The 24,071-nt window shown below is 52.4% G+C and carries 22 protein-coding genes; all 22 read right to left on the bottom strand.

Annotated features, from left to right (window positions below):
• Nucleotides 1–36: 36 nt before the first annotated feature.
• The gene (locus IJ22_RS04885; protein WP_062407674.1) at nt 37–816 is read right to left on the bottom strand and encodes a YlmH family RNA-binding protein; all 780 of its coding nucleotides are present in this window, start codon (nt 814–816) and stop codon (nt 37–39) included.
• Between the two features lie 45 nt (nt 817–861).
• Nucleotides 862–1,131, bottom strand: a complete 270-nt coding sequence (locus IJ22_RS04880) for a YggT family protein (protein ID WP_062407672.1) — start codon at nt 1,129–1,131, stop codon at nt 862–864.
• A gap of 20 nt (nt 1,132–1,151) precedes the next feature.
• Nucleotides 1,152–1,577 carry a cell division protein SepF gene (locus IJ22_RS04875; protein WP_062407670.1) on the bottom strand — a complete coding sequence of 142 codons (426 nt, stop codon included), beginning with the start codon at nt 1,575–1,577 and terminating at the stop codon, nt 1,152–1,154.
• A gap of 30 nt (nt 1,578–1,607) precedes the next feature.
• The gene (locus IJ22_RS04870; protein WP_171005934.1) at nt 1,608–2,291 is read right to left on the bottom strand and encodes a YggS family pyridoxal phosphate-dependent enzyme; all 684 of its coding nucleotides are present in this window, start codon (nt 2,289–2,291) and stop codon (nt 1,608–1,610) included.
• 83 nt (nt 2,292–2,374) lie between these two features.
• A complete protein-coding gene (gene pgeF / locus IJ22_RS04865; RefSeq protein WP_062407666.1) occupies nt 2,375–3,247 on the bottom strand; it encodes a peptidoglycan editing factor PgeF in 873 nt (290 codons plus the stop codon).
• A 133-nt stretch (nt 3,248–3,380) separates the two neighbouring features.
• Entirely contained in the window at nt 3,381–3,680 is a 300-nt protein-coding gene (locus tag IJ22_RS04860) for a YlmC/YmxH family sporulation protein (RefSeq protein WP_062407664.1), read from the bottom strand.
• 146 nt (nt 3,681–3,826) lie between these two features.
• On the bottom strand, nt 3,827–4,609 hold the full coding sequence (sigG, locus tag IJ22_RS04855; RefSeq protein ID WP_054818100.1) for an RNA polymerase sporulation sigma factor SigG: 783 nt from the start codon (nt 4,607–4,609) through the stop codon (nt 3,827–3,829).
• Nucleotides 4,610–4,780: 171 nt separating this feature from the next.
• A complete protein-coding gene (sigE, locus tag IJ22_RS04850; RefSeq protein ID WP_062407662.1) occupies nt 4,781–5,503 on the bottom strand; it encodes an RNA polymerase sporulation sigma factor SigE in 723 nt (240 codons plus the stop codon).
• Nucleotides 5,504–5,654: 151 nt separating this feature from the next.
• Nucleotides 5,655–6,563 (bottom strand): sigma-E processing peptidase SpoIIGA, encoded by a 909-nt coding sequence (gene spoIIGA, locus IJ22_RS04845; RefSeq protein ID WP_054818074.1) that lies wholly within the window; start codon nt 6,561–6,563, stop codon nt 5,655–5,657.
• A 234-nt stretch (nt 6,564–6,797) separates the two neighbouring features.
• Nucleotides 6,798–7,922 (bottom strand): cell division protein FtsZ, encoded by a 1,125-nt coding sequence (gene ftsZ, locus IJ22_RS04840; RefSeq protein ID WP_062407660.1) that lies wholly within the window; start codon nt 7,920–7,922, stop codon nt 6,798–6,800.
• A gap of 48 nt (nt 7,923–7,970) precedes the next feature.
• On the bottom strand, nt 7,971–9,215 hold the full coding sequence (gene ftsA / locus IJ22_RS04835) for a cell division protein FtsA (protein WP_062407658.1): 1,245 nt from the start codon (nt 9,213–9,215) through the stop codon (nt 7,971–7,973).
• Nucleotides 9,216–9,394: 179 nt separating this feature from the next.
• Entirely contained in the window at nt 9,395–10,189 is a 795-nt protein-coding gene (locus tag IJ22_RS04830) for a cell division protein FtsQ/DivIB (RefSeq protein WP_062407656.1), read from the bottom strand.
• 102 nt (nt 10,190–10,291) lie between these two features.
• Nucleotides 10,292–11,560 (bottom strand): UDP-N-acetylglucosamine 1-carboxyvinyltransferase, encoded by a 1,269-nt coding sequence (gene murA, locus IJ22_RS04825; RefSeq protein WP_062407654.1) that lies wholly within the window; start codon nt 11,558–11,560, stop codon nt 10,292–10,294.
• A 15-nt stretch (nt 11,561–11,575) separates the two neighbouring features.
• Nucleotides 11,576–12,481, bottom strand: a complete 906-nt coding sequence (murB, locus tag IJ22_RS04820) for a UDP-N-acetylmuramate dehydrogenase (RefSeq protein WP_054818072.1) — start codon at nt 12,479–12,481, stop codon at nt 11,576–11,578.
• Nucleotides 12,482–12,675: 194 nt separating this feature from the next.
• Complete coding sequence (locus tag IJ22_RS04815) at nt 12,676–13,749, bottom strand: undecaprenyldiphospho-muramoylpentapeptide beta-N-acetylglucosaminyltransferase (RefSeq protein ID WP_062407652.1); 1,074 nt, start codon at nt 13,747–13,749, stop codon at nt 12,676–12,678.
• Between the two features lie 7 nt (nt 13,750–13,756).
• The gene (gene spoVE / locus IJ22_RS04810) at nt 13,757–14,854 is read right to left on the bottom strand and encodes a stage V sporulation protein E (protein ID WP_054818071.1); all 1,098 of its coding nucleotides are present in this window, start codon (nt 14,852–14,854) and stop codon (nt 13,757–13,759) included.
• Between the two features lie 110 nt (nt 14,855–14,964).
• Nucleotides 14,965–16,380: a UDP-N-acetylmuramoyl-L-alanine--D-glutamate ligase gene (gene murD, locus IJ22_RS04805; protein WP_062410862.1), complete on the bottom strand. Its 1,416-nt coding sequence runs from the start codon at nt 16,378–16,380 to the stop codon at nt 14,965–14,967.
• Between the two features lie 2 nt (nt 16,381–16,382).
• Nucleotides 16,383–17,345: a phospho-N-acetylmuramoyl-pentapeptide-transferase gene (gene mraY, locus IJ22_RS04800; protein ID WP_062407650.1), complete on the bottom strand. Its 963-nt coding sequence runs from the start codon at nt 17,343–17,345 to the stop codon at nt 16,383–16,385.
• Nucleotides 17,346–17,364: 19 nt separating this feature from the next.
• Nucleotides 17,365–18,879, bottom strand: coding sequence for a UDP-N-acetylmuramoyl-L-alanyl-D-glutamate--2,6-diaminopimelate ligase (locus tag IJ22_RS04795; RefSeq protein ID WP_062407648.1), 1,515 nt, complete (start codon nt 18,877–18,879; stop codon nt 17,365–17,367).
• A gap of 256 nt (nt 18,880–19,135) precedes the next feature.
• Nucleotides 19,136–21,091, bottom strand: a complete 1,956-nt coding sequence (locus IJ22_RS04790) for a stage V sporulation protein D (RefSeq protein WP_062410861.1) — start codon at nt 21,089–21,091, stop codon at nt 19,136–19,138.
• A 196-nt stretch (nt 21,092–21,287) separates the two neighbouring features.
• Nucleotides 21,288–23,594 (bottom strand): penicillin-binding transpeptidase domain-containing protein, encoded by a 2,307-nt coding sequence (locus IJ22_RS04785; RefSeq protein ID WP_082660684.1) that lies wholly within the window; start codon nt 23,592–23,594, stop codon nt 21,288–21,290.
• A gap of 28 nt (nt 23,595–23,622) precedes the next feature.
• Entirely contained in the window at nt 23,623–24,069 is a 447-nt protein-coding gene (ftsL, locus tag IJ22_RS04780) for a cell division protein FtsL (protein ID WP_235594256.1), read from the bottom strand.
• Nucleotides 24,070–24,071: the final 2 nt, after the last annotated feature.

Here is a 24,071-nt window from a genome sequence, read left to right as displayed (position 1 = left end):
GCAATTTCCTGCAATCGCAAACAAAAAAAAATCGGCTTAAGCATACTTGCCGATTTTCACGCGGTACCTCCCCTTTTTGGTCACACCCTCGACCTCAAGCAGCTTGAAGCGTCCGAAGCCCTGAAGAGATACGACATCCCCTTGTTTTAGCGGCTTGCTCGGATCTTCCACCTGCTTCCAGTTAACCTTGCACCGCCCCGCTTTAATCGGGATCAGCACTTTGGCGCGACTCAACCGGTATACATCACTGACAATACCGTCCAGGCGCAGTGAAGCGACCGACAGGCTCATCTCGTCCAGCTTGACCTCTGTGCTGATAAGACGGTCCAAAGGCAGCAGCTCGGTTTGCACATGCACACGATGGACAGCGTTCAGGTTCAGCCGGATATAATCGGCGACCTCGGCGGCGGCGAGAAAATGGCAGCCGTCCGGTCGGACATAGATGTCGCCCACCTTATCGCGCTTGATGCCAAGCCCTAAGATCGCTCCCATATAGTCCCCGTGATCGAGCTGCTGCAGCTTCTCGTCGGGCGAAGTCACTCCGATCAGGCGAATGCCCATGTCTTCGTCGTCCAATACGCGGTAATCCGGAGCGATGAATGCCCGTTTGCGCTCGGCGCCGGGATGGCCTCCGTCAAAGCGCACGTGAACATCTGCACTCCGGTTCACCAGCGACGTAACGATAAATGCCTGGCGCGGGTCCAAAAAATCGGTAAGTTTGACAGCGTGCTGCTCCGCCCGCTCCACCCATTCGGCCGCTTTGTCCACAAACCGGTGTTCATCCGGATGGAAGTGGGCATAAATATGTTCATTCATTCGTCAAAATCTCCTTCGACTCCATGCACCGTTCCGCCCGATGACTTAAAAAATAGCGGACACGATCGCGACAATCCCTTCGCCAACGAACCGGAGTGCAATCAGCGCCACGATCGGAGAAATATCGATCATCCCGCCAATGGGCGGAATAAAGCGGCGGAAGATGCTCAAATACGGCTCGCACAGCTTTCCCAGAAATTCTCCGATAAAGCTTTCCCGCGCATTCGGCAGCCAGGAGAGCAGAACATAGGCGATGAGTACGTATTGGTAGATATCGACCAGAGTGCGTATGTAACCCTCAATCAAGCTGTTCACCTCGTTTTGTTTAGTGGGGGCTATCCTTCGTCATGATTCATGGTTTCCGAGATCGAACCGTGAATTTCTACGGTATCCGGAGTACACAAAAAGATGTTGGGGCCAATTTTCGATATCGAGCCGCTCAGTGCGTACACGGTTCCGCTCAAAAAATCGACGATCCGGGTCGCCTGGTCCGGACGAACGCGATGCAAATTGACCACCACCGGACGCCGGTAGCGCAAATGATCGGCAATTTCCTGCGTCTCTTCATAGGTGCGCGGCTCGTTCAGCACGACCCGGACATTTTTTTGCGAGTGAATGCTCACAACGTTCCCCTTATGTTTACGTGTATCCTGCGCCGGGGTTTCAACTTCTTCATGCTGTTCTACGATACGTTCGCGCTCCACTACTTCTTCTTCTTCCTGCAAACCGATTAAATTCATGAATTTGTTCATGACGCCCATGTCCACTCCTCCTTCGTGTTTCTTACAGTCTCACTCTTTTCCCACCAGAATAGAACCGAGACGCACCCAAGTCGCCCCTTCTTCAACCGCGACTTCAAAGTCGTTGGACATCCCCATCGATAGGTGACCGACTTCGTAATCGAGCAATGCTTCCCGATTCAGTCGATCGCGCCACTCTCTTAACCCCCGGAATACGGGACGGGTTTGCTCCGGCTCCGTCTCATAAGGCGCCATTGTCATTAAACCTGCAATTCGGATATGGCGATATTCGCGAATTTCTTTGACGAAGTCGAACAGCGCTTCCGGCTCCAGACCGTATTTGGTTTCTTCCCCGGAGACGTTAAGCTGGATGAAGCACGGCATCTCCATTCCCAGGGAAGCCGCTTTCTTTTCTATTTCTTTGGCAAGCGACAGCCTGTCCAATGAATGAATGTAGGCGAACCGGCCGACAACATCCTTGACTTTATTCGTTTGCAGATGGCCTATGAAATGCCAGGTCCCCCGATCGCCGAAAGCTTCCCATTTGGCCGCAGCATCCTGCCAGCGGTTTTCTCCGATATCGGTCAGCCCTTGCTGCAGAACCTGCCCCGTTGCAGCCAGCGACACGTACTTGGTGACGGCGATGATCCTCACCTCTTGCGGATCTCTTCCCGCCCGCGTGCACGCCGCAGCAATCTTTCCTTTTACCTCGTTTAAGCGAGCTTGCAATTCCAATGTCATTGTAAAGATTCACCTACCTCCCGGCTTGCGTCAAGCGTGAGTTCAAAAGCCCCGAATGGGAAGATCCTCAAACCGGCTTATTCCCGCAAACCGATCCATGCGGCCATGCGGCCCGTTGACCCGCCATTCTTGCGGTGCGAGTAAAACAGATCGAGCCGACAGCTTGTGCATAAACCACTTATTTCGATATTTGATGGCAAAATTCCTGCTTTTATCATAATTTGTCGGTTTATTTGTTGCAAGTTTAAATTATATTTTCCGTTCGGTTTTCGGGTATACAGCGGAGGGACTTCCCCTATGGCTTCATCTTTGTACCTCAGCCCCGGCTCTCCGATCACTTTGTCCATCCGCACAATGACTGCATCGTCCACTTCATAGCAGCACATGCCAATGGAAGGCCCGATGGCCGCCTTCAGCTCGCGGGGCTTTGTGCCATATGCGGCGCTCATCGCCTCAGTAACGGCCTTGGCAATCTCCAGCGCCGTCCCTTTCCAGCCCGCATGAGCCAATCCTACAGCCTTATGTACCGGATCATAAAAGTACAGCGGCACACAATCGGCAAAAAGTGCATGCAGGTAAACTCCCGGCTCGTTGGTGATAAAGCCGTCTTTGTCCTGCAGCGCTCCTTCTCTGGAATCATGGCCCGCTCCACGCTGCCGCCTCGTTACCACTTGGACCTCTTTGCCGTGAACCTGCTCTGCGTAGGTACAGGACTCAAAAGGCACGGCAAGCGCTCCGGCCAGCCGTCTGCGGTTCTCCACCACATCCTCCGGAGCATCCGCCACATGGAGCCCGCAATTCAAGCTGTCATAATCCCCCCGGCTGACTCCGCCGATCCGTGTCGTAAATCCGGCGGTCAGCCTGGGATTTAAGCGCATAAAACCGGTAAGCAGCAGCAGTCCGCAACCATTATCGGCCTTGTCAAGTACGAAAGGCTCCGACGTTTGCATCAACATCCATCCCCCTGCTGTCAGAATATTAACAAGTATACACGAAACGGAAAAAAAGAGCATCCTGTTCTGCTGTCAGCCGGGACAGGAATCCTTCAAACCAGTTTCCTAAGACTCCATGATCCGGTTCCGTTTAATCGCGGTGCTGCCGATAATATTCATAAGCAAAATTCGTCTCGTCATGCCGGCGGTAGCTTGGAATATCCTCCAGCTTGACCAGTACGACATCCATTCCGATCTTCACAATGTTTTCCCACGGTATGATCACATCCCCGCCGCCGCTAAGCAGGCCGAAAAAACGCGTTCCGTTCGGCACCACGACGGCATCAATCCGGCCATGCCACAAATCGAGCTCCAGGTCGCTGATCTGCCCCAGCTTTTTGCCGTCTACAATATTGATGACATCCTTCATTTGAAGGTCGGATATTTTCATGCTGTTATCCACCACCGTGAAGACTTGGTTATTTGAACCAGCCTTTTTTACTATATATATGAGAAACCTCTGCAAAATACCTTACCGGCACAAAAAAAGACCGTTCCCTTCATCGGGGCAGGTCGGATTTTCGATCGAAAGTCATTTTAGTTTTTAACGTGCTTTTGCATTTGCGAGATCGCCGACTTCTCCAGCCGCGATACTTGCGCCTGAGAAATGCCGATCTCGTCGGCCACCTCCATCTGGGTCTTCCCGTCGAAAAAACGCATGGACAATATCATCTTCTCACGGTCATTGAGCTTGTGCAGCGCCTCCCGAAGCGCGATGCCTTCGATCCAGGAAACGTCTTTATTGCGGTCATCGCTGATTTGGTCCATGACATAGATCGGATCGCCGCCGTCATGGTAGATCGGTTCGAACAACGATACCGGATCCTGAATAGCATCAAGCGCGAATACCACATCCTCCTTCGGTACGTTCAGCACCTCGGAAATTTCATATATCGTCGGTTCGCGCGAATTTTGATTCGTAAGCTGATCCCTTACCTGCAGCGCTTTATAAGCGATGTCACGCAAGGACCGGGAAACTCGAATCGGGTTGTTGTCCCGTAAATAACGGCGAATTTCACCGATAATCATCGGTACCGCATACGTTGAAAACTTCACATTTTGGCTCAAATCAAAATTATCAATCGCCTTCATCAGTCCAATACATCCTACTTGAAACAGATCGTCGACAAATTCCCCGCGGTTATTGAAGCGCTGAATCACACTCAGCACCAGCCTGAGGTTGCCGTTGACTAATTTCTCTCTTGCAGATCGTTCATGATTCGTTTGCAGCTGAACGAAAAGTTCACGCATTTCCGCATTGGTCAAAACCGGAAGCTTAGCCGTATCGACGCCGCATATTTCGACTTTGTTTCGGGTCACCGCGATTACCTCCCAAGGAGAAACATTACTGTTAATTATCTCCTGGGGACGCATTTTTATGCGCAAGCCTACGACCTCCCGACGCGCCTGCGGGGAACACAAATCGACCAAAGTCATATCCCGCAAGGAAGATTTCGCTTTCACGGAAAACGAAAAAAAATTTTTACCAGTTTACACCATTTTGTTGAATTCTTTGCGCAGCCGCTTAATAATGCGTTTTTCCAAACGGGAAATATAGGACTGTGAAATGCCCAGCATATCCGCTACATCCTTTTGTGTCTTTTCCTGGCCGTCCTGCAAACCAAAACGCAGCTCCATGATGATCCGCTCCCGTTCCGACAGCTTATCGAGCGCTTTATGCAGCAGCTTACGGTCTACCTGCTCCTCGATATTGCGGTAGATCGTATCGTTCTCGGTTCCAAGCACATCGGACAGCAGCAGTTCATTGCCATCCCAATCGATATTCAAAGGCTCGTCGAACGATACCTCCGTACGGATCTTGCTGTTGCGGCGCAGGTACATTAAAATTTCATTCTCGATACAGCGGGATGCATAGGTGGCCAATTTAATCTTTTTTTCCGGGTCGAACGTATTTACGGCCTTAATCAAACCAATCGCACCGATCGATACGAGGTCTTCAATGTTAATCCCGGTATTCTCAAATTTGCGTGCGATGTAAACCACGAGCCGGAGATTTCGTTCAATCAGCATCCCTCGTATGGCCGCATCACCGGACGGAAGCTTCTCCAGCAAATATTCTTCCTCTTCGCGGGTAAGCGGGGGCGGAAGCGCTTCGCTTCCTCCGATGTAGTATATTTCTTCTCCCTTTAACCCCAGCAGCAGCAAAAGACGGAAATACGCGATCTGCATCATCAGCTTCCACTTGACTAACATATTAAACCTTCCTCCTACCCTGAATGTCTTCTCAGGTTGGCCGTCCCGCTCATCTGTGCATTCGTCTGGTGTTTCCGAGCGATATGGCCACCTAATCGGTACAGTTGATTTATGCGGACCGGGCGAGAACCGGGACGACCGTTCCTGAAAATCAAGGCCGGTCGATTTCCATAAGCGCAGGATGAATGATGGCTTGATAGGCATTGTCTGAGCTGAGCCTCCCGCCGTCCAGACCGATCAAAACCTTCGTCGCCTCGATCTGTTTGCCTTCAGTTGTGATGACGACCCGATCCGGTTTGATCGCCAGCATAAATTGCGTACTGCGGTTCACCCCCCGATAAGGGACCAGCCGAAGCCGATCCTGCCATATAAAAGGCTCCGTTCCGATCAACGAAACCAATTGATCGACTTCCGCACGCCGGATTTTGGCCATCCACGTTTCCGGCAAGTGCTCTCCCCATTGTGCGGCCTCCATCACCATTACAGGCGTCTTGGTTAAGGGGTCGTACAGCTGATTTCCCGTATCAATCAGTCCGGTACAGCTGGAAGCATAATCGTCGATATGTACATCCACTTTCACTGTAAACGCCGCCAGCTCCTGCTTCCGCCTGAGCGCCTGCGTCACCTGTCGATAAATCCATACGGTAAAAGGGATCGAAAACAGCAGCAGCGGGAGCGTCACCTTGAGATCACGGCTGATCAAAATCCCTTGCACAAATTCGCCCGACGATTGCCAAAAGTACACACACCCGACAACCCCGCCGGCCGCAGCAAAATTAATAAGGTAAAAGGCTCCGAGATTTCTGACAAAATGCTGTAATCCTCCAAATCCGAATGCCGTGAGCAGCATCAGCAAGGACAACACAAACTTGACCGCAAACGTGTATAAGAACGATAACGGCGGGAAAAACAGCAGGATGGCGTAGCTGCCGCCGATCGCCGCGGAAAGCGCGAGTCTCCACCAGCGAAAGCTGAGCTTGCGCGACCAGGCTGTCGTCCATAGCAAAATGCCGTCAATCAACACGTTAAACAGGAAAATGACATCGATATACACGATCATTTCCCGTAACCTCCTGCCATCTGCCCCTTCTCCGTCGCGAATGAGACAAGTATATAGCAATCCTATTCCAAAGTCTGTCTAAACATGCCGATAGCGGGTGACTTTTTTTGTCGTATAGCGGAAGGGTATGAAAAGTTCGCCAAGAGAAAGCAAGAGATAGGTGTAGTCACGCTGGAATAAAAAAGCCGCCTCTTATGCAGAGGCGACTGCTCGTTAGTACCTGAAATATTGAATTTACTTGTCAAAACCGCCCCGGTTGCGATTACGCAGGAAAGCGGGAATATCCAACTGATCTCCGGAGGGTTGTCCTCCGAAAGGCCGAAGATTACCCAATCGGGAATCCGACTGTTCCTGTTGAACGTTGCCCGTTCCTGCAGGCTTTCTTGCGCCGGGATTTGCCGCAGGCTTGTCCTCGAAGCCGGTGGCAATCACCGTTACCATAATCTCATCCTTCAGGGATTCATCGATGACGGCGCCAAAAATCATGTTGACCTCCATATCGGAAGCGGACGCTACGATATCGGCCGCTTCATTCACTTCATACAGCGACAGGTTGATCCCGCCGGTAATGTTCATCAGCACGCCGCGCGCGCCGTCAATGGAGGTCTCCAGCAGCGGGGAACAGATTGCTTTCTTTGCCGCTTCAGCCGCACGGTTCTCGCCCGTGGCCACGCCGATCCCCATCAACGCGGAGCCGCGCTCCGTCATGATCGTCTTCACGTCAGCAAAGTCCAGGTTAATCAGACCGGGAACTGCGATCAAGTCGGAGATCCCTTGAACCCCTTGACGGAGCACGTTATCCGCTTCGCGGAACGCTTCCAGCATCGGAGTCTTCTTATCGACAATTTCAAGCAGACGGTCATTCGGAATAACGATCAGCGTATCGACCTTTTCTTTCAAGGCCGCGATCCCCTGTTCCGCCTGTATGTGCCGTTTGCGCCCTTCAAACGTAAAGGGTCTGGTAACGACACCTACGGTTAAAGCGCCGCATTCTTTAGCGATTTCGGCAATGACCGGCGCTGCGCCGGTTCCCGTGCCGCCGCCCATTCCGGCTGTAACAAACACCATATCGGAACCCTTCAGGGCGTTCAAAATCAGTTCGCGCGATTCCTCCGCCGCTTTCTTGCCAACCTCGGGATTCGCTCCCGCTCCGAGACCGCGCGTCAGCTTATCCCCGATCTGCAGCCTTTGCTCCGATTTGGCAAGATGCAGAGCCTGAGCGTCCGTATTGACGGTAATAAACTCGACGCCCCTCACTCCGTTGTCGATCATTCGGTTGACGGCATTACTGCCGCCGCCGCCGACGCCAATGACTTTTATTTTCGCTAACTGGTCCATGTCCATGTCAAATTCAAACATACTAGCGTCTTCCCCCTCATTAGGCTTTCATCGTGCAAGCTTTTTCGATCATATAAATTCGCTTAACCAGTTTTTAAACCGTTCCATGGCCGATGGCTTTTGCTCTTGACCGGAAGACGTCTTTTTGCTGACCAGCTTTTTCACGCCGGTGTTTTGTTTGGAGCCGCGCAAATATTTGGATGCGTATTGAATAATTCCTACTCCGCTTGTAAATGCGGGATCCCGAACGCCGATATAATCCGGAACGGCGATTCGGACAGACGATGCCAGCTCCAATTGCGCGACAGCCAGCACCCCGGGCAAAGAAACGGTCCCGCCGGACAATACATACCCGCCCGGCAAATCACTGAATCCCAGCCTTAGCACTTCCATCTTTATCAAATGAAATATTTCCTGTACGCGCGGTTCGATAATATTCGCCAAATCGACCTGTGAGTACTCCTTGTCCACATTGCTGCCGAGACGGTTCACCTTGAACACTTGATCATCAGCCGCATGTTCCACCATGGCGCATCCAAATTTCTGCTTGATTTTCTCGGCGATATCCGCTTGCGTCCTGAGCCCGTATGCAATGTCATTGGTAATATACTCGCCGCCGATCGGAAGCGTGGTTGTCGCAACCAAATTGTTTTCATTAAACACAGCAATGGTGGTTGCTCCCGCGCCGATATCCACCAATGCGGTGCCAATCGCCTTCTCATCCTTGGACAAAGCCAGATGGCCTGCGGCCAGCGACAAAAGCACCAAGCCGGCTACCTTCAGACCGGACTTCTCAACAACGCGGAGCAAATTATGAATGGCTGTTTTGGTGCCGGTTATAATCGTCGCTTCCACTTCCAGCCTTACGCCGATCATGCTTCTGGGATCATGAATTTGATCCGTGCCATCCACCACGTATTGATTGGGGACAACACCGATAATTTCCCTCTCGGGAGCCAAAGGAATGACCCTGGCGGCTTGAATGACACGTTCTATGTCATCATCCCCGATTTCACGGTCTTCATTTGACACGGCCACGACGCCATGACTGGACTGCAAAGAGATATGATTGCCGGAAATACCAACATACACTTCCGCTATTTGAATGCCCACCATCCGCTCCGCATGATCCACCGCACTTCGAATCGATTGCACCGTTTGGTCGATATCAACGATTGCTCCCTTGCGGATTCCCTGCGAGTCGGCAGATCCAACTCCAATTATATTAATGGTGCCGTTAACGACTTCCCCAATAATAGCACGAACTTTGGATGTACCGATGTCCAAACTAACAATGATGTCATTGCTGCTCAACCTGTGGCACCTCCTGTGATATGTAATGTAAACGAGCCTTGGCCAGCAAACCTCCTGTAGTTATTCCACACAGCTCGTTCGTTTCCTCTTTTTCTCGCAATTTTTTTCGGAATAAGCGCATAAAATATACCATAATTACAATTCTATCATTTTTTTGTAAGGTTGAGTAGCCGGATTTTTCAATTATTGGCTTGAAGCCGGGTATTGGCGTCTCCCTCTTTTCTGCCCTGTTCGAACGGTAAAGGCGTGTGGGAATCGGCTTCCAATAACCTCAATACTCCGCCTGACTGGTTATTTTCTTTTAAATTAGCAATATACGTGTTTAAATGTATGATTTTTTCCGGCAGATATCCTATCGTGGTCTGAACTTCGAATTGCGAGCGGGTATACATCTTAATTTTGTCCGGATACGATGAGCTCGGGTCAGGCTTGATTTCCGATACGTCGGCAAAATAAGCAGCGGACAGCTTGGACATCGTTAGGCAAAGCTGGGTCTTGAGCGGATCATCCTTGCCCCAGCCCGTTAACAACGGCTTGTCCGGCACAAATCCCTGAAGCGTCACCGGAACCACGCTGGCATCCGCAAGCAGCGCTTCGATGCGGCCGTCCTCACCGATTTGATAGGCCACCCTCGGGTATTCCTTTATTTCGATCAAAATCCGCCCGGGAAAATGCTTGGACACCTGCACGGATTCTATCATTCTTAAGGCTTTGACCTTCTCTGCAATCCCGCTGGAAGAGACAGAGAAAAAATGGTCCCCCGGCTTTACCGCGGCGGCTGCCTTGACGTCTTCCGCAGACACAAGCTCTTGCCCTTGAACTTCGATTTCCGTAATCTGGCTCAGCGATGATTGAAAGAACAGCACGAGAAGCAGCGTAATGAAGAAAACGAAAAGAAACAGAAGCAGCCTTTTGCTGCTGCGGTTTCTCGGTGCAGGTTTTTTGATGACCGGAAGCCTGTCTTCTGAAGTCATGGAAATCCTCCCGAGCTCAGGAATAATATGTAAACCGCTGAATTCCCTTCCCGCAGGGGAAAAGGGATATTTCAACGGTTATGGTCATATGGATGAATATAGCTACTCCGCCCTAACGGGAGTAATCCGTTCAATACTGGCGCCCAAAGCGCTCAGCATGTGCTCGATATGCTCATATCCGCGATCGATATGGTGAATCTGCTCGATGATCGTCGTTCCTTGGGCGGCAAGGCCTGCAATGACCAGTGCGGCGCCCGCACGCAGATCGGTTGCCTCTACCGTGGCCCCGTACAACCTCGACACCCCGCGGATAAACGCCGCATTCAGATCCACCCGAATATCCGCACCCATGCGCGAAAGCTCATCGACATGCTTGAATCTGCCCTCAAACACGGTTTCTTTTATAATGCTGGCGCCGTCCGCCAAGCTCAACAGTACCATAATTTGCGACTGCAGATCCGTCGGGAATGAAGGATAAGGAGAAGTGACGACCCACCCTACGGCTTTGGGCCGGGCTTTGGCACATATGTTCATTATATCACCGTTAATCGTGATTTGAACACCTGCCCTCTTCAATACGTGAATCGCGGAGGTCAGATGAGAGGGATTTACCCTCTCCAACGTGACGTTGCCTTTTGTAACCGCAGCGGCAATCATCAGCGTTCCGGTTACGATCCGGTCAGGGATAATCCGATAAGAACAAGGAATCAATTCGCGAACGCCTTCAATCGTAATCGTATCGGTACCTGCGCCGATAATTTTGGCGCCCATGGCATTCAAAAAATTTTGCAGATCCTGGATTTCGGGCTCTCTGGCCGCATTGGTGATCGTGGTCATTCCACGAGCCGTCACGGCGGCCATCATAATGTTCTCCGTAGCCCCTACGCTCGGATAATCGAGCACGATCTCCGCGCCCTCAAGCTCATCGACCGTGCAAACGATTTTGTTGCCGCTCTCCTCAATGCTTGCCCCCATGGCAGCCAATCCCTGCAAATGCAAATCGATCTTTCGTTCTCCGATGGCACAGCCTCCGGGTTGATAAAGCTCCACTTTCCCCAGACGGGACAGCATCGGACCCATAAGGAAAATAGAAGACCTCATCTGGCTCATCAGGCTCTCGGGAATGTGAAACTGATGAACGCCATGTGTGTTCACAATGACAGCATCGCCCTTAAGCTCGGCTTGACAGCCGAGGGCACGCAAAATACCCAACATAACATGGATATCGGACAAATCGGGCACATTTTGAATCATTATTGTACCTTTTGCCATGATGCTTGCCGCAAGTATGGGCAGTGCAGCGTTCTTTGCGCCGTGAATTCTGATGGCTCCCGATAGAGGTTTCCCGCCTTCGATAACCAACTTTTCCAAAGTCCCACCTCCGATTTACCGCTCACCCACCACCAATACTTCAGGTACAAGACGAACTCCGAACCGCTCCGAAACGGCATTTCGCACTTGTTCGATCAGGGTGAGCACGTCGTGGGCTGTCGCTTGCCCGGTGTTGACAATGAAGTTGGCGTGCAGTGGCGATACTTGGGCGTCACCGACCCTTAAGCCCTTGAGTCCGGCCTCTTCAATCAGCTTTGCGGCATGATGCCCTTCCGGGTTACGAAATACGCTTCCCGCGCAGGCAAGCTGAAGCGGCTGCGTTCTCAGCCGCCTGTCTTTATAGGCTGCCATGGCCGCTGCGACCTCCTTCCGGTCCCCATAGCTAAGCTTAAAGACAGCTTCCGTCACAATCCCCGGATTCGTGTGCAGAATCGAATGCCGGTAAGCGTACGCCAAATCATCTTTTTGCATCGTCACCAACTCCCCTGTCGGGAGCAGCACTTCAACCCGCTGTAAAATGCGCGACACATCCGACCCATGCGCCCCGGCGTTCATGTAAACGGCGCCTCCCACGGTTCCCGGAATGCCTCCGGCAAACTCCAACCCGGTCAATCCTTGCTTGCCTGCCATGACCGACAGTTTGATGAACGAATATGCGCCGCCGGCAAAGGCGTACTCTCCTTCGAAACGCACGGTCTCCAGCGCATGCCCCAGTTTGATCACGACCCCCCGGATGCCTTTATCGGTTACAAGCAGATTAGAGCCTCGGCCGAGCGCAATCCATGGGATATCGTGCTGATGGAGCAGCTTAACGGCGCTGATCAATCGGCTTTTGTCCTGCGGAATGAGCAGGACATCGGCCGGACCGCCGATTTTCCATGTGGTATAAGGGGCAAGCGGTTCGTTCAATCGAACTTCACCATACGATCCTTTCAGCAATTCTGTTATGACCTGTTGCATGGGAAAACCTCCTTCACAGAACGACAAGACGATGGGCTTCCGGTACATCCCCGGAAGCACGAGAGCCTCAGGCCATGCGCCTCTTTTGTCTTTTATCGCACATTGCGGCATGCGGCTTCGTCAGGTGTCTGTCACGGTTATAGTGTAGTTTATGTGAATCACTGCAGAGTGTGACAAATGCCCAGGCAAATTTGTCATGCTTCAGGCAACCGGCAAGCTTCGATCAGCTCTACAATCCTTTGAGTCCCGTTGCCGAAGGGGTTGCCGGACATTTGCTCTTGTATGCGGACGCGTTCTTCATAAAGATCGGAGACGGCGGATACTAACGTTTGCGGGGAAAGGTTTTCCTCATAAAGCACTTTGCTGTAACCCATCTTACGGAAAGATTCCGCATTCAATATCTGGTCTCCCCGGCTGGCCTCGCGGGACAGCGGGATCAGAAGCATAGGCTTGCGGAGCGCCAAAAACTCAAAGATGGAAGTAGATCCCGCCCGGGAGATGACCAAGTCCGCACAAGCCAGCAAATCGGGCAGCTCGTCTTTCACATATTCGAACTGCCGGTAACCCGGCACCCCGTCCAGGGAAGGATCGGCGTTGCCTTTACCGCAGATATGGATGATTTGAAATTGTGTGAGCAGCGTCTCCAGCGTTGCTCTGAGCGCTTCGTTAATCCGCTTGGATCCCAGACTGCCGCCCATCATGAGCAATACAGGCTTATTAGAGTGAAAATCACACATTTGAAGTCCACGGGAAGCTTGGCCCTGCAAAATTTGTTCGCGAATCGGCAGTCCGGTGCATACGGCTTTGCGGCTGCGAATATGCTTAAGCGTCTCGGGAAAGGTAACGCAAATGCGAGAAGCAAATGGCAGGGAAATTTTGTTGGCGAGCCCCGGCGTCAGGTCCGACTCGTGGCAGATCACGGGAATGCCATTCAGCCTGCATGCCAGAATGACCGGAACGGTCACGAATCCCCCTTTGGAAAATACAATATGAGGCTTGATTTTTCGAAGCAGATGATAGGCTTGCCCAATGCCCAGAAGCACTTTAAACGGATCTTTCGCATTATTCAGATCGAAATAGCGCCTGAGCTTTCCGGAAGCGATATGATGGAACGGAATGCCCTCGTGATCGATGATTTCTTTTTCAATACCGTCACGGGAACCTATATATTCAATCTCCCACCCCTGCTTGCGCAGCTCAGCCATCACCGCCAAATTCGGCGTGACATGGCCGGCCGTTCCGCCGCCGGTGAAGACGATTTTTTTCATGTCAGGATCACCTCGAAAACCGGGAAATGTTAAGCAATACACCGATCGAGGTCAGCATCAGCGTAAGTGATGAGCCTCCGGCGCTAATAAGCGGAAGCGTGATGCCCGTGACGGGGAACATGCCGATGACGACGCCGATGTTGATAATCACCTGTACGGCAATCATCCCGACGATACCGGCAGCCAGCAAGCTGCCGAACGTATCCGGAGCCGTGATAGCCGTACGCATGCCGCGCCACAAAAGCAGTATGAACAGGGCAAGTACGAACGTTCCCCCGATAAAGCCGAGCTCTTCGGCGATAATAGAGAAAATAAAGTCGGTCTGCGGCTCGGGCAGATAGCTGTACTTTTGCCGGCTCATGCCCAGTCCGAGGCCGACTAGACCGCCCGGACCGATCGCATACAGCGATTGAATCGCCTGATAGCCCGCTCCGAGCGGGTCCTGCCACGGGTCCAGAAAAGCCGTAATCCGCTTCAAACGATAAGGCGCCGCAGCGATCAAACCGACCAGGCCGAGAACCCCGACAAGACCGAGATAAGATAAATGAACAAGGCGCGCTCCCGCCGTATAAATAATCAAAAGCGAGGCTCCCACCAGCACAGCGCCGGTGCCAAGGTCCGGCTGCAGCATGATCAGGCCGAAGGCTAGTCCTACAAGCCCGAGCGGAGGAAGCAAGCCTTTGCCGAACAGCGTAATCGTGTTTTGTTTTTCGGAAAGCCAGTTGGACAAAAAAATGATCATGCCGATTTTCATAAATTCGGAGGGTTGAATCCCGAACGATCCGATGCCAAGCCAGCTGCGCGCGCCGCCGCGAACCACGCCAATGCCCGGAATAAGCACCGCTACAAGTAAAATGAAGCAAATGATAAGCACGAGTTTGGCATACTTTTTCCAGATCCAGTAATCTGTGTTCATTGTAAAAACCATGGCCATAATGCCTAAGGCCGCGAACAGCGCCTGCCTCTTCAAGTAATAGAAGGCATCGCCGAATTCCCGAAACGCCAGCACTGCGCTGGCACTGTACACCATGACCACGCCGATTCCGAGCAGGAGCAGCGTGGAGCCCAGCATCAACATGTCCGGAGCCGACCGTGCTTTAACCATAACCGCCCACACCTCTAACCTTGAGTTTGATGGGAGCGTCTGTCCTCAACAGCCTGCAGCCGCGGCATTTGCCGTCTTTTTAGGCGGCGGCAAGCTTGTTTACTCCCTCTTTACAGGTTATGCACGGTCTGCTTAAACATTCTTCCCCTTTCCTCGTAAGAAGGAAACATGTCCCAGCTGGCGCAAGCCGGGGACAGCAGCACCACATCACCCGGCTTTGCCATGGCAAAAGCGGCTCTCACCGCTTCTGCAACCGTATCCTGCAATTCCTTAGCAGTATCGACGGTTTTGATCCGGCTCATGCCTGCAAGCCGGGCCACGCGGGCGATTTTTTCCTTTGTTTCCCCCAGGACGACCAGTCCTTTCACCTCCTGCTGAAATGCGGGAAGCAGTTCCATGTAATCGGATCCCCGGTCGAGTCCGCCGGCAATCAGGATAATGTCTTGAGAGAACGACTCGATGCTTTTGATCGTTGCCGTCGGATTGGTTGCCTTGGAGTCATTGTAAAATAAAACTTCATCCTTCAGAGCCACATACTCCAGACGGTGCTCCACCCCGCGGAATTCTTTCAATACCCGGGCAATAACGTCCGTCCGCACGCCGGAAACGAGCGCCATACAGCTGGCGGCGAGCGCATTCTCCACGTTGTGCTTGCCGGGGATGCCCAGCTCCCTGACGGCAATAACGGGATGCTCCGCGCCATCATGATCGCGGTAAACGATCATGCTATCCGCGTCCTCCCCCGTGCCGAACGGAGACGACACATACATGCCGTAAGAAAGCTCCGAGCTGACCGAAAATGGAAACACCCGGGATTTGATTTCCCCGGCAGCCTTCCGGCATACGGCATCGTCCCAATTCAGCACCGCAGTGTCTTCCTCGGTTTGATTCGCAAACAGCTTCGTTTTGGAAAAAACATAATCTTCCATGGTATCGTGGTAATCCAGATGAGTTTCATATACGTTAAGCAAACAGCCGATGCGGGGCCGGAAGCTGCGAGTGCCCTTCAATTGAAAGCTGCTGAGCTCAACGACCATCCAGTTGTCTGCCTCGGCCTCCAGAGCCGCCTCCGTCAGAGCGCGGCCGATATTGCCGGCAACAATCGGCTTCAAGCCGCCGGCTTCCAGCATCAGTCCGGTCAAGGTCGTTGTGGTGGTCTTGCCGTTAGAGCCTGTAATACCAATGATGGGAGCCTTACAAATATGATGGGCTACTTCGACCTCGGTAACGACTTCGATACCAAGCGCAGCCGCCTTCTTCAATGGTTCGATCGTGTATGGGATGCCCGGATTTTTCACGATGAGCGAAATCCCCTCATGAATCAGCCCCGCCGGGTGACCCCCGCAAACAACAGAAATACCCAGAGCCTCCAACTCATCGGCTTCAGGGCATAGTTTGCGTTCCTTTTTATCATTAACCGTCACCAACGCTCCCTTGTCGTGAAACAGCTTTGCAGCAGCGACGCCGCTGCGCGCAAGGCCCAATATGACCACCTGGCGGCCGCAATAATTCTGCGGATGCTCCATCATTACAACACCTCGTTAATATATAGTCCGACGCCTGCAAGAATCAGACCGGCCGTCCAAAAGGAAATCACCACGCGCCACTCCGACCAGCCTGCAAGCTCGAAGTGATGGTGAATCGGGCTCATTTTGAACACTCGTTTTCCCCTCGTTTTAAAGGAGACGACCTGAATGATAACCGATAGTACTTCGACGACAAATACGCCGCCGATCAAGGCCAGCAGTATTTCCCCTTTGGTCAGGATCGCTACCGCGGCGAGCCCGCCGCCTATACCGAGCGAACCGGTATCCCCCATGAACACTTTGGCCGGATGAGCGTTAAACACGAGAAAGCCCAGCACCGCCCCTACCATGGCGGCGGAGAAAATCGCAATGTTCGGCTGCGAGTTGTTTAAGGCAATCACCGCGTAGGCCCCAAAAGCAATGGCGCTGGTACCGGCCAATAGTCCGTCCAAACCATCCGTGAAATTCACCGCATTGGACGTGCCCAGCATCAGAAACACCACAAAAGGAAAATAAAGCCACCCGGCGTCAAAAGAAAAGTCGACGTAAGGAATGCGTATTTCGGTGCTGTGCCCGGACTGTACGAGCAAAAAACAAACGATGCCCGATAAAACCAGCTGCCCAAGCAGCTTTTGCCTGGCGGTAAGCCCTAACGAACGCTTAAACAATATTTTAATGTAGTCGTCCAGAAAACCGATTAATCCGTAGCCAAGCGCAGCAACCAGAAGAATGACGGTTTCGAGGTTTTTTTCCCCGAATCGAAGCACGGCAACCGCCAGCGCCAGCATAATGATGATCCCGCCCATCGTCGGCGTGCCTGCTTTTTTCAAGTGTCCCTGCGGCCCTTCCGTACGAATCTGCTGCCCGAATTTGAGCCTGCGGAGCAGCGGAATGAATAGAGGCCCCATAATCACAGCAAGTAAAAAAGCCACGCCGAGCGTGATCAACACAATATTAAAATCCACGCGTTATCCCCCCAATTGCTTAAACCCCATCGCTTCCCGATGAACGAAAGCGATTCATGATTGCTTCTTTGGCTACCTTGCGGTCGTCAAAAGGATGCTTGACGCCCATGATGTCCTGATACGTTTCGTGTCCCTTCCCCGCAATCAAGATGCAGTCGCCCGGAGCTGCGCGATCGACTGCTTTTTGAATCGCTTCTCTGCGGTCGGCAACCAGCTCGTAGCGGCCGGGGTCATACCCTGCGGTACGAAGCCCCGGAACAATGTCCTGAAGAATGCGCTCCGGGTTCTCGGTACGCGGATTGTCGGAAGTGACGAATACATAATCCGCATACTTGGCCGCCACGCCACCCATCAGGGGACGTTTGGCGCGGTCGCGGTCTCCTCCGCAGCCAAAAACGCAGTATACCTTGCCTTCGGCAAATTGACGAATCGTCGAAAGGGCGTTCTCCAGACCGTCAGGGGTATGCGCATAGTCGACAAGAACAAGAAACTCCTGTCCGGCATTCACTATCTCCATCCGGCCTTCAACCGAATCCACCCGGCCGAGGCTGTCGGCAATCCTTGCAAGCTCAATCCCCTCCGCAAGCGCGCAAGCGATGGCTGCAAGCGCATTGTATACATTAAACCGCCCGACAAGCCGCATGCTCACCTCGGCGCTTCCGCGAAACGTTACACATTTGAACCGTGTACCTTTCGAAGAAATTTCGATCGCTTCAGCTCTCACATCCGCAGACGGATCCTCGATTCCATAAGTTATGATTTGTGCGGCAGTCAGTCTCGCATAATCCTTCGATGCAGGATCGTCCGCATTGAGCACGGCGAACCTGCTTTGGTTCGGATCATCGGAAAATTCATTGCCGAGACGGGAGAAAAGCAGTCCTTTGGCCGCCTTGTACTGTTCCATGGTATGGTGAAAGTCCAGATGATCCTGGGTTAAATTCGTGAAAATGCCCGTACGGAAACGACATCCTTTGACCCGGCCCAATTCCAGTCCGTGCGAGGAAGCTTCCATGATACAATAATCCGTTCCTTCGTTCACCATCTCACGTAAAATCCGCTGAAGCTCCACTGCTTCCTGCGTATTCGTCATCGCGTTTGGAATATATCGGGAACCGATCTTGACATGAATGTTGCCCATCAGCCCGGTTCGAAACCCTTGATCGCTCAAGATTTTTTCCAGCAAGTAAGTTGTTGTTGTTTTACCGTTGGTCCCCGTGATCCCGATCAGCTTCAGCTCGCGGCTCGGATAACCGTAATAATGGTTCGCAAGCACCGCCATCGCATATCGCGCATCCTTTACGATCAACACGGGAACGCCTAGCTCCATCTCCCGCTCGGCAACCAAGGCAACAGCTCCCCGCTCAACCGCTTTCCCCGCATAATCGTGTCCGTCTACGGCAAATCCCGGGATGCAGATAAACAAATCGCCAGGGTTCACCTTGCGGGAATCCGTCTGCAATCCGGTAATATTGATGCGGTCATCGCCAACGAGGCGGCTCACCGCAAGCTGAGAAGCGAGTTCCTTCAGTTGCATCAAGCGTCCTCCTCCGTTTATGCACATGGTATCTATTATGGACAAAAAAATGTGCCGTGAAAAGCCCCTTTTGAAAAAAGGCACGGGGGACGGCGAACTTTTGTTCAAGGCGTATGAAAGCGGCCGGACATAACAGACTCCAAGCCTGTTAAATCGACCTTACGTACAGACCGGGCGAGCGGATCGGACGCTCAAGTCTTCTCCACTCACCACTCGCAGATTCAGCATCTCCCAAGCCGGCTCTGCCGGGGCAGCGCTATTGAACTTGCGGTCTGGCCCCTCCATCGGGCACCGGCTGCGTATCCGACAAATAGATCCGGATCGTAGAGCCTTGTTCGATCCTAGTACCGGGCTTCGGCACTTGGTTGATCACCGTGCGGCCGACGCCGGATTTGGCAAGTTGGAAATTCATATTGAGATCTTCGTAGATATCAGTAAGGGTCATGCCGACCAGATTCGGCACTTCCACAATTCTTTTGTCTCCGTATACGTATTTGCGTTCCATTTGATCCTTACGCGGCGGAATTTTCATATATTGAAGCGTATCCTGCATGATATTCTTAACCAGCGGAGCAGCAATCAAACCGCCGAATTGGATTCCCTGCGGATTATCCACGGCCGCATAAATGACGACCTTCGGATCGTCTGCAGGAGCGAATCCGATGAAGGAAACAATATGCTCACTGGAGGAATAGCGCCCATTGATGACCTTTTGTGCCGTTCCCGTTTTCCCGCCTACGCGATAACCGTCGACAAATGCATTCCGCCCCGTACCGTTGGCCACAACGCTCTCCAACGTTTCGCGCACCATCCTGGAGGTTTCCGGAGAGATCACCTGACGGACCAGTTCCGGGTTCACAGTCTCGACCACGTCGCCTGTTTCAGGCTTATACCAGGCTTTGGCTACATGCGGCTTAAACAGCCTGCCGCCGTTAATGGCTGCGGATACCGCCGAGATTTGCTGAATCGGCGTGACCGAGACGCCCTGCCCGAACGAGGTCGTCGCAAGCTCCACAGGGCCGACACGTGAAGGCTTAAACAAAATGCCATTCTCTTCGCCGCCAAGATCGATACCGGTTTTTTTACCGAAGCCGAAATTGTAGATATAATCAAACAGCTTCTCCTTGCCCAGCCGCTGCCCCATGACCACAAAGCCGGGGTTGCAGGAATTTTCGACCACTTGAAGGAAGGTCTCGCTTCCATGTCCGCCCCGCTTCCAGCAGCGAAGCCTTGCCCCGGCGACCTCAATCGCGCCGGGATCGTGAAACCCTTCGGTCAGGCTTATTTTTTTCTCCTCCAGGGCAGCTGCCAAAGTGATAATCTTAAACGTCGACCCCGGTTCGTAAGTCATCCAGATCGGAAGATTCCGGTTGTAATTCTCCACCGGATAATTTTTATAATTGCCGGGCTCAAAGCCGGGTCTCGAACCCATGGCCAAAATTTCTCCATTGTTCGGATCCATCGCAATGGCAATGACATGATTCGGCTGGTACTTCACCATGGCTTGATCGAGCTCCCGCTCCATGATGGATTGGATATGACTGTCGATCGTAAGCTGCAGGTTCATACCGGCCAGCGGCTCTTTGTACTCATCCGTCGACCCCGGCATCAGCTTGCCGGCCGCATCGGACAAATACGATATGCTTCCGTCGATCCCTGTCAATCTGTTGTCATATTTCAATTCTATGCCTGTCAAGCCTTGATTATAATCGCCCGTAAATCCAAGCACATGGGCAGCCAGGCCGCCGAACGGATAGTACCTCTTGTTGTCCTCGGTCACCCAGATGCCGGGAAGCTGCAAATCGCGAATCTCATCCGCTTTTTCTATCGTAATCTTTCGTCCGCCCGGCTTAATGTATACACTGGCTTTCCGGACTGTAATTTGTTTGTATACCGTTTCCTCGCTGATTTGAAGAACCGCGGCCAGTTTGGCGGCCGTTGCTTTCGGATCTTTAATTTGCGCCGGTACGGCAACAACGGTCGGTGAACTGACGTTGTAAGCCAGGCGATCCCCGTTGCGGTCTAGAATCTCTCCCCGTTTGGCCGTCACCTTGATATCCCTTCTCCAGGAATCCTCCGCTTTGTCCGACAGCTCCGGACCTACCCAAATCTGCACATACGCGAGCCGCACCACCAGCGCCAAGAAAAGAAACGTGCCGACGATCAGTGCGGCGAATAGACGTCGACGAACCGTTACGTTCGATGCCCTCATGCCCGCTTTTTCCCCCTCCCGAAATGCTGCAGCCGTTACGGCGTTACAGCCGCCGTCAGCTGTCAACAGTGCTACAACCTTTACAACGCTTCTTCCACGTTGTCCGTTGTAAACAAAAATCGTTTCATAATCATCCCTATTCAGGACAACCAGGGGTTAGAACAAGCTGTCGCGGCGGTGCGGCATGATATGCGGATTAATTGCCGTGGGGGGCCGAGGGTGCGGACTCCTCTTTATTTTCTTTATTTTCGGCACCATTCTCAGCGCCGTCATGGTTCGGGTTGGTTTGCGGTTTCTCCGATTCGGCATTCTCCTCCGTCTCACCGTAAGGATGGAGCCGCAGGTGCAGCACCCGGTCTTCCCCGGCGCCCTCCAACGTCTGGCTCGTTACATATCCTTCTCCCTCGGATTGACATCGCAGCTTGAGGAAGGAGCAGAGTCCGATCGCATCGCGAAGCGATTTGCCGGTCATGTCCGGTACCGGAACATCTTTCGTCTCCTGCATCATTACATACATTCGCTGCAAGCCTCCGATTTCGGTGCCAGGGGCGGGATATTGTGCAATCACGCCGGCTCCTTGGCCGATCGCCGCTACCGAAATGCCGAATTTGTCCATCGTCTTCCGGGCTTGATCAAGCGACAGGCTTGTCAAATCGGGAACAGCGGCAAGCATCTTCTGTTCCGCCGCTTGAGCGTGCTGTTGATCCGCCGTATTCGGCGCGATGCCCATATAACGCAAGGTTTGCGAGACGATTTCCTTGAACGCCGGGGCCGCTACATCCCCTCCAAGATGGTAGTTTCCCCCCAGGTCCGGTTCGTCGACGATAATGGTAACCAGAATTTGAGGATTTTCAAGCGGTGCATACCCGGCAAACGAAATCACCCATTTGCCTTCGGCATACCCTTTCTGACCCGGAATAACCTTATTCGCCGTACCTGTCTTACCGGCTATGCGATAGCCGTCGATATAAGCTTTTCTTCCCGTACCTATCGATTGGTCGGCTACAACCTGCTCCAGATATTCACCGACCTGCTTGGCCGTGTTTTCCGAAACGACTCTGCGGATTTCCTTGGGTTCGAATTTTTTTATAATTTCTCCCGTTTCCGGGTTATAAATTTCTTTGATCAAATGAGGCCACATCAATTTGCCGCCATTGGCAATGGCCGCATAGGCCGCCGTCTGCTGTATCGCCGTAGCCGTCAGCCCTTGACCGTAAGTAGCTGTGGCAAATTCCGCCGGATAACGCATATTTACGATTCCGGCGACTTCTCCGGCAATATCCACACCGGTCTTTGCGCCGAAACCGAACTTTTCGATATACGCCCGAAGCTTATCCTGCCCGAGCTTCTCATACCCCAGCTTGACAAATGCGACATTACTGGACCGCTTCAAGCCTTCGAGATAGGATATTTGTCCCCAGCCCGAGACGTTGTGGTCATGCAGCCTCCGACCCGGGACGGCAATCGAACCGGATTGATAGGTTTCATTCGGATTGAAAATGCCTTCCTCCACCGCTGCAGCGAGCGTGACCAGCTTGAAGGTCGATCCCGGTTCGTATTGGGAAGCTACCGCATGATTGACAAAATCGCTTTGCCGCTTTGCTTCCCAATATTTATTGGGGTTGAACGAAGGCATATTGGCCAATCCGAGAATTTCCATGGTATGGGGATCGACCGCGATCGCCGTCACGCTTTTCGGACGCCATTTTTCGTACACTTTTTGGATGGCGCTCTCCATATAAAACTGGATGTTTTTGTCCAGCGTCAGCCTCACGTTGTCTCCGTTGACGGCCGGCTGGTACTTTCTCTGGGAATGGGGCAGCTCCACGCCGTAGCGATCTTTCTCATAGCTCAGCCATCCGGATTCGCCTTTTAGATATTCATCCAGCTGGGATTCCAAACCCATGATCGGTTTGCCATCTTTATCCATGTAGCCGAGCAGATGAGCCGCCAGACCTCCGGACGGATAAAACCGTTTGCTCTCGGGCAGCAATAGAATGCCCAGGCTTTTTTTCGTATTCAGCTTCTGTTGAAGCTCCTTCTCGAGCGCTTTGATTTTATCGGCAATCTCCGCATCGATCTTCCAGCCTTCATTCCGAATTTCCACTTGGGTATAATAGGAACCGTCATCTCGCTTCTGATTGATCCGGGTACGGATTTTATCCGCAAGCGCCGCCAAAGCGCCGGAATCATTCGAATTGCCCAAAATTTCAGATAGTCCCTGAACGATTTCGTTCTCGATGCCCTTATCATGAATGATTTTCGGATTCAGCGCCAGCGTATAGGCGGGCGAATCCTCCGCAAGCACTTTATCATTGCGGTCCAAAATCGTGCCACGTACCGGCCTGAGCTCCTTGTCTGTCGCCCACATCATTTTTGCGTCCGACAGCAATTCCGCCCCCTGGACCACTTGAACCCAATACAATCGGGTAACCAGGACAACAAAAAGGAGGGTGAAGGCCCCTCCAATAATTAACGACCGCAACTTTACTTTTCTAGTCATCGGCTGCTCCCCCTATTCGAATAGCAGATCAGGGTTGATCCTTTGATTTGTTCGTATTTGCGGCTATACCTTGAGAAGATACGGACGATGTACCCGTTTTGGCATTGCCGGACGGTTTGACCTGGTTGTCTCCGGGAACTCCGTAACCGAGTTTTTTGGCTTCCTCTTCCAGCCTTCTCGGATCAGACAATCCATCCACCCGCTGCTTCAAAATACTGTTCTCCGCTTCCAGTCTACTGATTTTCTGTTCAATGGACTTGATGTCCGCATTCATCTCATAGATCAGTGCATATCTCCAGATAATCAATCCCGCCACCACTACGCAAATGAGGACGGTGAATAAATAAAGAAGCTTCTCCTGCAGCGGCAGCGCCTTGCTCCGGTAAACGACTTTCTTCGTTTCCCTGATCTTCACTTTGGGCTGCGTTTTTTGTTCTGTCGCTAAATTCCCATGCATGTAGGCTGGCAACGTCATCT

This window comes from Paenibacillus naphthalenovorans, assembly GCF_001465255.1.
GTDB classification, from domain to species: Bacteria; Bacillota; Bacilli; order Paenibacillales; family NBRC-103111; genus Paenibacillus_G; species Paenibacillus_G naphthalenovorans.
Note: the sequence above shows the minus strand (reverse complement) of the source record. Positions and strands in the feature narration are given on the sequence as shown.

Bases quoted from the DNA above. Each gene is read 5' to 3' on its own strand.
- ftsL (WP_235594256.1), bottom strand. From the start codon at position 24,069: ATGACGTTGCCAGCCTACATGCATGGGAATTTAGCGACAGAACAAAAA.
- IJ22_RS04790 (WP_062410861.1), bottom strand. From the start codon at position 21,091: ATGAGGGCATCGAACGTAACGGTTCGTCGACGTCTATTCGCCGCACTG.
- IJ22_RS04830 (WP_062407656.1), bottom strand. From the start codon at position 10,189: ATGACTTCAGAAGACAGGCTTCCGGTCATCAAAAAACCTGCACCGAGA.
- IJ22_RS04785 (WP_082660684.1), bottom strand. From the start codon at position 23,594: ATGACTAGAAAAGTAAAGTTGCGGTCGTTAATTATTGGAGGGGCCTTC.
- IJ22_RS04860 (WP_062407664.1), bottom strand. From the start codon at position 3,680: ATGAAAATATCCGACCTTCAAATGAAGGATGTCATCAATATTGTAGAC.
- sigE (WP_062407662.1), bottom strand. From the start codon at position 5,503: ATGTTAGTCAAGTGGAAGCTGATGATGCAGATCGCGTATTTCCGTCTT.
- pgeF (WP_062407666.1), bottom strand. From the start codon at position 3,247: ATGCAAACGTCGGAGCCTTTCGTACTTGACAAGGCCGATAATGGTTGC.
- IJ22_RS04815 (WP_062407652.1), bottom strand. From the start codon at position 13,749: ATGAAAAAAATCGTCTTCACCGGCGGCGGAACGGCCGGCCATGTCACG.
- murB (WP_054818072.1), bottom strand. From the start codon at position 12,481: ATGCAACAGGTCATAACAGAATTGCTGAAAGGATCGTATGGTGAAGTT.
- IJ22_RS04795 (WP_062407648.1), bottom strand. From the start codon at position 18,879: ATGCAACTGAAGGAACTCGCTTCTCAGCTTGCGGTGAGCCGCCTCGTT.
- ftsZ (WP_062407660.1), bottom strand. From the start codon at position 7,922: ATGTTTGAATTTGACATGGACATGGACCAGTTAGCGAAAATAAAAGTC.
- IJ22_RS04875 (WP_062407670.1), bottom strand. From the start codon at position 1,577: ATGGGCGTCATGAACAAATTCATGAATTTAATCGGTTTGCAGGAAGAA.
- spoVE (WP_054818071.1), bottom strand. From the start codon at position 14,854: ATGGTTAAAGCACGGTCGGCTCCGGACATGTTGATGCTGGGCTCCACG.
- murD (WP_062410862.1), bottom strand. From the start codon at position 16,380: ATGGAGCATCCGCAGAATTATTGCGGCCGCCAGGTGGTCATATTGGGC.
- spoIIGA (WP_054818074.1), bottom strand. From the start codon at position 6,563: ATGATCGTGTATATCGATGTCATTTTCCTGTTTAACGTGTTGATTGAC.
- IJ22_RS04885 (WP_062407674.1), bottom strand. From the start codon at position 816: ATGAATGAACATATTTATGCCCACTTCCATCCGGATGAACACCGGTTT.